The organism is Intestinibaculum porci, from assembly GCF_003925875.1.
Classification (GTDB): domain Bacteria; phylum Bacillota_I; class Bacilli_A; order Erysipelotrichales; family Coprobacillaceae; genus Intestinibaculum; species Intestinibaculum porci.
In genome coordinates, this window is the sequence record NZ_AP019309.1 from 226,738 (window position 1) to 237,893 (window position 11,156).

Annotated in this window: 12 protein-coding genes; 11 read left to right on the plus strand and 1 reads right to left on the minus strand. The window is 40.6% G+C overall.

The genetic code is table 11. The features are described 5' to 3' along the window. Window positions 1–49: 49 nt before the first annotated feature. From SG0102_RS01165 to SG0102_RS01215, 11 genes are all read left to right on the plus strand, one after another. Entirely contained in the window at window positions 50–1,957 is a 1,908-nt protein-coding gene (locus tag SG0102_RS01165; protein ID WP_125118248.1) for a PTS beta-glucoside transporter subunit IIBCA, read from the plus strand. 56 nt (window positions 1,958–2,013) lie between these two features. Beyond that, window positions 2,014–2,277: an HPr family phosphocarrier protein gene (locus SG0102_RS01170; protein ID WP_125118249.1), complete on the plus strand. Its 264-nt coding sequence runs from the start codon at window positions 2,014–2,016 to the stop codon at window positions 2,275–2,277. Between the two features lie 56 nt (window positions 2,278–2,333). Further along, window positions 2,334–3,149 carry a 16S rRNA (adenine(1518)-N(6)/adenine(1519)-N(6))-dimethyltransferase RsmA gene (gene rsmA, locus SG0102_RS01175; protein WP_125118250.1) on the plus strand — a complete coding sequence of 272 codons (816 nt, stop codon included), beginning with the start codon at window positions 2,334–2,336 and terminating at the stop codon, window positions 3,147–3,149. Then, window positions 3,139–3,996: a 4-(cytidine 5'-diphospho)-2-C-methyl-D-erythritol kinase gene (ispE, locus tag SG0102_RS01180; protein ID WP_125118251.1), complete on the plus strand. Its 858-nt coding sequence runs from the start codon at window positions 3,139–3,141 to the stop codon at window positions 3,994–3,996. The genes rsmA and ispE overlap by 11 nt, the downstream gene beginning before the upstream one ends. 126 nt (window positions 3,997–4,122) lie before the next feature. Further along, complete coding sequence (locus SG0102_RS01185; RefSeq protein ID WP_125118252.1) at window positions 4,123–5,067, plus strand: bifunctional UDP-N-acetylglucosamine diphosphorylase/glucosamine-1-phosphate N-acetyltransferase GlmU; 945 nt, start codon at window positions 4,123–4,125, stop codon at window positions 5,065–5,067. Window positions 5,068–5,089: 22 nt separating this feature from the next. Further along, window positions 5,090–6,049, plus strand: a complete 960-nt coding sequence (locus SG0102_RS01190) for a ribose-phosphate diphosphokinase (protein WP_125118253.1) — start codon at window positions 5,090–5,092, stop codon at window positions 6,047–6,049. Between the two features lie 45 nt (window positions 6,050–6,094). Further along, window positions 6,095–6,853, plus strand: coding sequence for a TatD family hydrolase (locus tag SG0102_RS01195; RefSeq protein WP_125118254.1), 759 nt, complete (start codon window positions 6,095–6,097; stop codon window positions 6,851–6,853). A gap of 112 nt (window positions 6,854–6,965) precedes the next feature. Further along, window positions 6,966–7,523 carry an elongation factor P gene (gene efp, locus SG0102_RS01200; protein WP_125118255.1) on the plus strand — a complete coding sequence of 186 codons (558 nt, stop codon included), beginning with the start codon at window positions 6,966–6,968 and terminating at the stop codon, window positions 7,521–7,523. 21 nt (window positions 7,524–7,544) lie between these two features. Beyond that, window positions 7,545–8,288: an SDR family NAD(P)-dependent oxidoreductase gene (locus SG0102_RS01205; protein WP_125118256.1), complete on the plus strand. Its 744-nt coding sequence runs from the start codon at window positions 7,545–7,547 to the stop codon at window positions 8,286–8,288. A gap of 63 nt (window positions 8,289–8,351) precedes the next feature. Next, entirely contained in the window at window positions 8,352–9,308 is a 957-nt protein-coding gene (locus SG0102_RS01210) for a hypothetical protein (protein ID WP_125118257.1), read from the plus strand. A 13-nt stretch (window positions 9,309–9,321) separates the two neighbouring features. Then, window positions 9,322–9,609: a hypothetical protein gene (locus SG0102_RS01215; protein ID WP_125118258.1), complete on the plus strand. Its 288-nt coding sequence runs from the start codon at window positions 9,322–9,324 to the stop codon at window positions 9,607–9,609. Between the two features lie 216 nt (window positions 9,610–9,825). On the opposite strand, the gene SG0102_RS01220 is transcribed toward SG0102_RS01215, so the two are convergent. Then, on the minus strand, window positions 9,826–11,076 hold the full coding sequence (locus SG0102_RS01220) for a methionine gamma-lyase family protein (protein WP_125118259.1): 1,251 nt from the start codon (window positions 11,074–11,076) through the stop codon (window positions 9,826–9,828). Window positions 11,077–11,156: the final 80 nt, after the last annotated feature.

An 11,156-nucleotide genomic window follows, 5' to 3' on the forward strand; every position in this document is an offset into this window, starting at 1 on the left:
TTCATATACATTTACATTATTTAGTGTAGGAGAGGGGTAAAAAAATTTTATGGCACTAGATTACAGAAAATGTGCAGAAGAAATTTACAGCCACTTAGGCGGTAAAGACAATATTGCTTCTGCAGCACACTGTGCGACTCGTCTGAGACTGGCTATTGTTGATATCAATAAAGTCGATACGAAAGCACTTGAAAACGTAGAAGGGGTACAGGGCGTATTCAGTTCGAATGGTCAGTTACAGTGTATCATTGGGACCGGGACTGTAAACCATGTCTACGATGAATTCTTAGCTGTTACAGGTTTAACAGCTGCATCTAAGGAAGACGTAAAAGCAGCGGCCGCTGCTAACCAGCCATTACCACAGCGTATGGTGAAGACTTTAGGGGACGTCTTCGTACCAATCTTACCAGCCATCGTTGCTTCTGGTTTAATGATGGGGTTAGTCGAAGCTTTAGGTAAAGCTTTCCCTGGTTTCGCTCAGACTGACTGGTACAACTTCCTTGATATGGTATCTAATACAGCATTTGCTTACTTACCAGTTATTGTCGCTGTTTCTTCAGCCCGCGTCTTTGGCGGTAATATCTTCTTAGGCGCTGTTATCGGTTTATTAATGATCCACTCTGCTTTACTAAACGGCTGGAATGTCGGTTCTAAGGATGCCATCAATAGTTTCTTCGGTGTCAAAGATGGCGTCATTCCTACTTGGAACTTATTTGGTAATGCAAAAATTGGTAACTATGTCATCGGTTCAATTCGTCGTACAGGTTATCAGGGTCACGTCATCCCAGTTATTATCTCTGTCTGGTTCATGTCTAAAATCGAAAAGAAATTACATGACGTCGTACCAGCTGTCATTGACTTATTCGTTACACCATTAACAACAGTTATTGTGACTTCATTATTAACATTCGTTGTTATTGGTCCAATCTTCTCGACTCTTGAAACTTATGTACTGGAAGGCGCAAAAGTCTTAATCACTGTCGGCTTCGGTGTTGGTGCCGGGGTAATGGGTGCTGTTTACCCAGTAACCGTTGTTATGGGTCTGCATCATATGTACAACGTTATCGAAGCTGGTTTATTAGCTTCTAAAGAATTTGGTAACTTAAATATCTGGATGCCAATCGCTTCGGCAGCTAACTTCGCTCAGTTTGGTGCCTGCTTAGCAGTCGCTGTTAAGACTAAGAATCCTAAGATGAAAACAGTCGCAGTTCCTTCAGCTTTATCTGCTTCATTAGGTATCACAGAACCTGCTATCTTCGGGGTTAACTTACGATTAATGAAACCATTTATCGCTGGTATGGTCGGCGGTGCTGTTGGTGCTTGGTTCGGTTCATTCACACACTTAGGTGCATCTGCTTATGGTGTTACTGGTATTCCTGGTTATTTAACAATCAACAACCCATTAGTTTATACAATCGAATTAGCAATTGCTGCCGGTATCGCTTTTGCTGGTACTATGGTCTTCTGGCATGAAGATCCAGCAGATTTACCAGACGCTGCCGTAGAAAAGATGGAAGCTCCAACTGAAGTAGCTTTCGAAACTGACAAAGGTAAAGTTATCGCTCCAGTTAATGGTAAGATCGTGCCTGCATCTGCTATCCCAGATCCAATGTTCGCTGCTGAAACTATGGGTCCATCAATTGGTATTGAACCAACTCAAGGACGTGTTTACGCACCATTCAATGGTACTGTATCAATGATCTTCCCAACGAAACATGCCATCGGTATCGTTTCTGATGAAGGTATTGAATTATTAATCCACGTTGGTGTTGATACTGTTAACATGGAAGGTAAAGGATTCGAATCAACTGTTAACCAGGGTGATAAGATCACTCAGGGTCAGGTATTATTAGAATTCGACCGTTCAGAAATCAAAGCAGCTGGCTACTCTGATACTGTTGTCGTTGTTATTACCAACAAAGACGCTTTAAAAGAAATCAAAAAAGCTGCTGAATAATTGAAGCCTTAAGCAGGTGCCCAAGGCACCTGCTTTTTTAAAGAAAGGAATATGTTATGAAAGAATTTATCTACGTTATGCAGGATCCTGAAGGCAACCATGCCCGTCCTGCTGGAAAAGTTGTCGCGATTGCGAAAAACTATCAGTCGAAAGCTTCTTTATGGATTGGTGATCAGTCTTATGATTTAAAGAAGTTATTATCCTTCATGTCTGCGCCTATTAAAAAAGGTGATGAAGTAGTCATCCGCGTAGAAGGTGACGATGAAGACATCGCAGCCGATACCTTAAAGAAAGAATTCGAAGAAGCCTTCAAAGGCTAATTTCAAAAAGTGCGAGAATCATTGATTGCCGCACTTTCTTTTTTTATAATAGAGTCATGAGAAATATAGCGAAAAAATCCAATACCCTAGACATATTAAACAAATATCATTTAACTGCGGCCAAAAAGTATGGCCAGAACTTTTTAGTCGATCCCCATATCATTGAAAAGATCGCTTCCTGTGCGCCGATTACGAAAGATACGTACGTCATTGAAATCGGTCCTGGCATCGGCGCTTTAACCGAAGCATTAGCTTTGCGCGCGAAAAAGGTGATCTGCTTTGAAATTGATGAGCGCCTGAAACCTGTTTTAGCGGATACCTTGGCAGATTATGATAATGTGGAAATCATCTTTGAAGATTTCATGAAAGCAGATTTAGATGGCTTAGTGACCTCATTACATTCAGATGATGTCTGCGTCGTTACCAATCTGCCTTACTATATCACCAGTGATATTATTACCAAGGTCGTTACCGCGCAAAGTCAGATTCATCATATGGCGGCGATGGTGCAAAAAGAAGTCGCGCTCAAGTTAACGCGCGATAAAAGTCCGTTGACTTTAATGATCGATTATGTCGGATCGATTGATTATGCCATGACTGTTTCTAAAAACGTCTTTATTCCCGCGCCTCATGTCGATAGTGCGGTCTTCACGATCACGAAAGAAAGAACGATTCCATTAGATTTATGTGAACTGATCAAAGGCGCATTTAAACAAAAACGCAAAACCATTCTCAATAATATGAAGCCTTTCTTTAATGATGTGCGAAAGGCGTTAGCGGCGTGCGGTATTGATCCGACTAAGCGCCCCGCTGATTTATCGATTGAGGATTATGTAGCCCTCAACCAGGAAAGGAGAAACCATGAAAGTTAAAGCTTATGCCAAAGTCAACCTGGCTTTAGATGTTGTCCGTAAAAGAGAAGACGGCTATCATGATCTGGAGATGATCATGTCACCCATTACGCTGCATGATCTGATTATTATTGAAAAGATTCCCGAAGGCATCGCTCTCACCGCCAATACTTATCGCGTGCCTACTGATGAACGTAATATTATGTATAAAGTGGCCGCTTTGATGATTGAACGTTATCATATTCATGGCGGAGTGAAAATGCATGTGTATAAACATATTCCTTCACAGGCTGGTTTAGCTGGCGGCAGCGCTGATGGCGCTGCGGTGATTCGGGCTATCAATAAACTTTATAAACTGCACTTATCGTTGGCCCAAATGGCCGACTTAGGCAAAGAAGTCGGGGCCGATATCCCTTTCTGCATTTACAACAAATTGGCAGTGGTGAAAGGGATCGGCGAAAAATTAGACTTTATCAAAACCCATGATTTTTCTGCGCATTTGCTTTTAGTGAAACCAAAGAAGGGGGTTTCCACCAAACGCTGTTTTGAATCCTTAGATATTCCCCATGCGTCTCATCCAGATATTGAAAAGATGGCGCATGGCATCCGCACTGTTAACTATGAGGAAGTCATTACCTCTTTAGGCAATACCTTAGAGACGCCATCATTAGAAATGGTCAAAGATATTGCGACGATCAAACAGGAATTATTAGATTTTGGCTTTGATGGGGCATTAATGAGCGGCAGCGGCAGCTGTGTCTTTGGCATTACCAAAGATGAATCATTGTTTGATGAAGCGATTCCTTATTTTCGAAAGAAATACCCGTTTGTCAGACGGACAGAGATCTTAGATGAATTCCACATCTAAGATTTTTTGCATAAAAATTGTAAAAATATTAGAAATATGCATGACTTTTCTTAGGAATCCATGTCCATCTCTTTAAATTTACGTTAAAGTTTGTTATAGTATGCTCGAATAGGAGATTTTTAGAGAATGAATGTCTATGCAATCGTTTTAGCGGCGGGTAAAGGTACCCGTATGAAATCAGACAAGCCAAAGGTTGTTCATGAAGTTTTATACAAACCAATGATCAATCATGTGGTGGATGAACTTAAGAAACTTGGTGTGGATGAAACGATCGTGATCGTCGGACATAAGGCTGATGAAGTGAAGGCATTATTAAATGATGATGTCAAAACGGTTTATCAGAAAGAGCAGTTAGGAACAGGTCATGCTGTCTTAATGGCGAAAGATGTCTTAGGCGACAAAGAAGGGATGACACTCGTCTTAAATGGTGATGCACCATTAATCAGAGTAGAAACCTTAAAAGGAATGATCGAAGCACATCAGCAGGCTCATAACATGGCTACCGTGATGAGTGCTGACTGTGATCCTTCAACCCATTACGGTCGTATTGTGAAAGAAAATGGTCAGGTCAAAGGAATCGTGGAATTCAAGGATCTGCAGAGCGATCAGATGGATATCACTGAAATGAATACTGGTGAATACTGCTTTGACAATCAGGCACTGTTTGAAGCCTTATCAAAGGTTTCTAACGAAAATGCTCAGAATGAATACTATTTAACTGATGTCATCGGCATTATGAATGACGAAGGCAAGAAAGTTGATGCGTATAAGATTGAAGACTTCAATGAAGTCGGCGGGGTCAATGATCGTGTCGCTTTGGAAGAATCAACCAAGATGTTACAAAAACGTATCAATCAGCAGTGGCTTACAGCCGGCGTCAGCATCATCGATGCGAGCACGACTTATATCGGTCGTGATGTGGTGATCGGCGCAGATAGCGTGATTGAACCAGGCTGTATTATTCGCGGTCATAGTACTATTGGAAAGAATTGTCATATTGGTCCGTATTGCGTCCTTGATGACGTGACATTAGAAGACAATACGGTGGTAGAAGCTTTTACAAAAAGATAAATATAAAGGGGTCAAAAAACACATGAAAAATCAAATTACAATCTTTGCCTTATCGGCTAGTCAGCAGTTAGCTGAAGATATCGCCGGGATCTTAGGAACAGAAGTAGGAAAAAGCAAGGTACATCATTTCGCTGATGGTGAAATCTTAGTTGAAATCGGAGAATCTGTTCGTGGTAAGGATGTCTTTATCGTGCAGTCTACATGTAATCCAGTTACCGAAAACTTAATGGAAATCTTAGTCTTATGTGACGCTTTAAAACGTGCATCTGCGCGTCAGATCACTGCGGTTATCCCATATTTCGGTTATGCTCGTCAGGATCGTAAAGCGAAACCTAGACAGCCAATCACTTCAAAATTAGTAGCTGATTTATTAACGACTGCTGGTGTTGATCGCGTGGTAACGATCGATTTACATGCCCGTCAGATTCAGGGCTTCTTCGATATCCCTGTTGATGAAATGCAGGCTTTACCATTAATCTGTAAATACTTCAAAGAACAGAATTTAGAAGACTTATGCGTTGTCTCTCCAGACCATGGCGGAGCAACCAGAGCGCGTCAGATGTCTGAATTCTTCGATTGTCCAATCGCGATCATCGATAAACGTAGACCTAAACCAAATGTGGCCGAAGTTATGGGCATCATTGGTGATGTTGAAGGCAAAAACTGTATCTTAATTGATGATATGATCGATACTGCTGGCACAATTACTGCCGGGGTGGATATGTTAAAGAAAAAAGGCGCTAAAGATGTTTACATCGCTTGCTCACATGGGGTTTTAAGCGGACCTGCAATTGATCGTTTAAAAAGCTGTGATGCCAAGGAAATCGTTATTACTGACACCATTCCATTACCAAAAGAAAAACAGTTCGATCGTATGAAAGTCGTTACTGTCGCTGATTTATTAGCCCATACGATTGATAACATCGAAAACAATTTACCAGTTTCTGATGTCGTAAAAAGATACGGCTGGAACCAGGACTAATCATTAAGCCATAGGTCACCTATGGCTTTTAAAAAGGAGGAAACAATGTATTATAATACACATACTCATCTAAACGCTAAGGAGCTGTATCCTACCCGTGATACCTATATTGCCCATGCCCATGAAGCCGGCGTGACAAGAATGACAGTCGTTGGCTATGATGTGTCCTCTTCGCGTTTAGCCGTTATGATAGCGCATGAATATGAAGGCATCGTGGCCACTGTAGGCATTTCCCCTAATGACTGTGAAGAGACCACTGACGAAGATTTAGCGATCATTAAAGAATTAGCCAAGGATCCGAAAGTTGTGGCGATTGGTGAGATCGGTTTAGATTATCATTATGATGTGCCCAAAGATAAACAAAGAGATGTCTTTGCCAAGCAAATGGCTTTTGCGCAAGAATATCACTTACCCATTGTCATTCACTGCCGTGATGCTTATGAAGAATGTTTTCAGATGCTGGAATCCTCTTCTTTAAAAGGCATTATGCACTGTTATTCAGGCTCTGATCAGATGGCTTTACGCTTTATCAAGTTAGGTTTCTATATCTCATTAGCCGGACCAGTGACTTTCAAAAATGCGAAGATGCCTAAATTGGTTGCCCAAAATGTGCCATTAGATCGTTTACTAATTGAAACCGATGATCCTTATATGGCGCCGGTGCCACTACGCGGCACGACCAATGAACCCGCTAACTGTGTGTACATTGCGCAGAAGATTGCGGAGCTTAAAGGCATCTCAGTTGAAGACGTCGCTTCAACGACATACCACAATGCGTTAGATATCTTTGGCCTGAAAGAATAATTTTTGAAAATGTTTTAAAAAAAGATTTTTAATTTATGCATGGAAAATTGAGAAACAGCGATAAAACTGTTACAATGTAAAAGAAAAATGAAAGAAATAGGAGTGAAATATTATGGCTATTTTAGCAGGTGATTTTAGAACCGGTTTAACTTTAACAATTGATGGCGACCCATGGGTTGTCTTAGATTTCCAGCATGTTAAACCTGGAAAAGGAGCAGCCATCTTAAAAACAAAGATGAAAAACCTGAAAACAGGAGCAACTCAGGAACGTAACTTCAATGCGTCAACGAAGTTTGAACCAGCAACTATTGTGAAAAAGGTGGCTTCATATTCTTATGCAGCTGATGGAACATACTACTTCATGGATACCGAAACCTATGATATGTATGAATTATCAGAAGAACAGGTTGGTTTCACAAAGTACTTCTTAACTGAAGGTATGGAAGTTAACTTATTGTTCTTCGAAGGTGACTTATTAACCTTATCAGTTCCAGAAAAAGTGGAAGTAACGATTGCGGAAACTGCTCCAGCAATCAAAGGGGCACCATCAAACCAGACCAAAGATGCCGTTACTGATACTGGTTTAAAGATTTTAGTTCCTCAGTTCATCGCTGAAGGCGAAAAAGTTGTCGTATATACCGCTGATGGTAAATACGCAGGAAGAGCTTAAACAAGCTCTTTTTTCATATCTATGAAGAAATGTGTAGTAGTGACAGGCGGCGCGCAAGGCATCGGTAAAGCCATCTGTCACGCTTGTGCGAAGCAGTATGATGTGGTGATTAATTATCATACTTCTAAGCAAGAAGCTTTAGCACTGCGAAAAGAACTGATCGAAAAATATCATATCAATTGTCTAGCCGTTCAGGCAGATGTCAGTGATGAAAAACAAGTGGAAGAGATGTTTAAAAAGATTGCAGAAGCCGGAATGCATTGCGATATTCTCATCAATAATGCGGCGATCGATCTCTCCAATCTCTGGCATTTAAAAACGGCCGAGGAGTTTCGTCGAACCCTCAACGTTAATGTGGTAGGGGCCTATAACTGTGCAAAAGCCGCACTACATGGGATGATTGAGCGGGAATGGGGGAGGATTATTAATATTGCCTCGACTAATGGCATCAATACCTATTATCCGATGTGTATTGATTATGATGCCTCCAAAGCAGCGCTGATTTCTTTAACTCATAACTTAGCCGTGGAAGGCAGTCCTTATGTATTGGTGAATGCCATTGCGCCAGGCTTTATTGGAACTGAAAATGAATTAGATGGCTATGATGAAGAGTTCCTCAAAGAGGAAACCGAAAAGATTATGGTCAAACGTTATGGTGAGCCAGAAGAAGTGGCTTACTTAGTGATGTTTCTGATCAGTGAGCAGGCTAACTATATTAATAATACCGTCATTCGTATAGATGGCGGACAAATGGGCAGTGTGTAAAAAACATTGCAATACCATTCTTACTTATTTATGATATAAGTAGGAAATGAGAGGTGGATGTTTATGAAGAAATGTCTTGCGATGATGTTAACTGTCGCATTACTGATGCCACTATCATCAGTTTATGCGAAATCATCATTAACAATGAATAAATGGCAAACAGTCAAAGGGGATCCAAAGAAAAAGATTACCTATCAGGTGAAAGTGCCAAAAACAAGTTATGTCTCTTTCAGCTGGAAAGATGAGGATCGTAAAGATGGCTATATCAAGCTGACGCGTAAGAAGAAAAGCTATAAGATTCATGATCAGCAGTTTAAAGTGATCTATTTAAAAAGAGGCACTTATAAGCTTTCTTATCATGGAGAAGATCATAAGCAAAGTCGAAAGATCAAAATGGTGATGCATCGTAAAAGTAAGATGCCAGCATTAAAACTCAATACGTATAAGAGTTTCAATGTGAAAAAACATGAAGTGATTGCCTATAAGGTAAGAGTTAAACATAAAGGCTATTTAAAAGCCCAGACAACTTTATTAGCTAATAGCTATGTCATGAGTGCATCAACACGTCAAGAAGTCAATATGAAGAGAATCCTGAAACCAGGGACTTACTACGTCTTTAAAGAAGCTCTTTCTAAAGGTAAACTGCAGGTGCAGGATCAGTTAGTCACACTTTCACATCTGATGGATGTCAAGAAGTATAATCAGCCGTCAAAAGCATATCCGCTGCAGTTTGGCCATACCTATGAAGGACAGACGACGCAGGATCGTGTCTATTTTAAATTCACGCTTAAGGAAAAGACCAAAATCACTGGCACCTTTGACTTAGAAAATGCGGAACGCATTTTGCATGCTAAAGATATTGATGAAATGGATGAATGGAAGCTAGCGGAAGTCGCAGCGGTGAATATTGAACAAAGCAAACAGACCTTTACTTTAAAGAAAGGCACGTATTACTTAGTCTTAGCCAATGGCTCGGAAGCGATGTATCCATACTTTAAGTTCACGCTAGAAAAGAAATAAATAGGGGAGTCTTATGATGAATCGAAAAAAGAGCGTATTCTCATTTTTAAATCAAGTCCTTGATGATCAATCACTCAATCCTCAGGAATATACAGTGATTAAGAAATGCGCTGATGAGATTGAACAAGGCACTGATATCAATCGTGCACTGTTGACATTAAAAGCCACTCTTTCAGCGTTATCAGTTAAACAGGAACTCTCGCCAAGTGGTCTAAGCTGCTTATCAGAAATATCAAGACGAGAACCTAGTACATCAGTAAGTTCAATGTGGAACTTTATGATGAAAAAGAAAAAAGATTAAAAATCTTAAGGTGTTCACTGATGAGAAAGCTGAAATGTTTTGCCGGCCCTTTTAGCTGCTTTGTCAATAAATAGGGTCAGGACACCCTTAGAAAATACGATCGTTCTATTTATATAATATGGATTATTTGTCGTTTAACAAGTGATAAAGAAATGTAAAAAAGATGGCAAGATGCAATCGCATCGGCCATCTTTTCATTTCCCTTTTAACAAAACTTTATTTTTTTAAGTTGGATAAAGCTAATAGAATGGATAACTTCCCATATTCTATGCTTAGACCACCCTGCATATACAGCGTATAAGGAGGGACCACAGGCGCATCAGCACTTAATTCAATGGTACTGCCTTGAGTGAAACTGCCGGCTGCCATGACTTCGTCAAAAGGATAACCAGGCATCGGTGCCGGTAACACTTTCACAAAGGCATCAATCGGGGAAGCGGACTGAATGCCCTGAGTGAATTTCACTAAGGCTTCCTTGCTGCCAAGTTCTACCGTCTGAATAATATCCGTACGGTGATCACGTGAGCCAGGCCAGATCTTCTGGTAGCCGAGTTTTTCTAACATATAAGACGCAAAGACCGCGGTCTTTAAAGCATTCTTTACGGCATTAGGAGCCATAAAGATCCCCTTAAAGAAAGAGTTGTTTAAATTAAAGTTAGCCCCTAATTCTTTGCCAATGCCGGGCGCGGTTAAACGTTCTGCAACCATCTGAATGAATTCCTTTTTCCCCGCGACGTAGCCGCCGGTACTGGCAATGCCGCCGCCTAAGTTTTTCATGAGCGAGCCAACGACAAGATCGGCGCCGACATCACAAGGTTCTAATTCTTCAACCAGTTCACCATAACAGTTATCCACCATAATAATGACATCCTGATTAACTTCACGAATCTTTTCAATGACATGAGCGATTTTCGCAATGGATAGAGAATCCCGCGCAGAGTAGCCGCGGGAACGCTGGATTTCTACGAGTTTCACATTATGTTCTTTCAGGCGATGGACAATCTTTTCTTCATCAAAAGCATTATTGATGAGATCAATCTGTTCATAAGCGACACCATTGGCTTTTAATGATTGGCTTGAATCGCCATAAAGACCAATCATTTCCTGAAGGGAATCATAAGGATCTCCAGAGAGGGAAATCATCGTATCACCATGTTTTAATAAAGCGGAAAGAGTGAGATAGATGGCATTCGTTCCACTCATGATCTGCGGTCTCACTAAAGCATCTTCTGCGCCTAGAACACGGGCAAAGATACGTTCTAATTTATCACGGCCTTCATCATAATTGCCATAACCATTGATATCCGCAAAGTCTGTATAAGAGACATTGTTTTCAATAAAAGCGGATAACACTTTATTGGAATTTTTCAGACAGACATCATCAATCTGGGCATAGATGTCTGCTAAGTCCATGTCGGACTGCTTGGCAAGAGCGAGCAGCTCTTGATCTATTTGATTTAATATCATATCTATTTACCTACCTTCCTTACCATTATACGCAAATTTATCTATTATTGAAGGGACTTCAAAAGATCTTTCTTCGGACA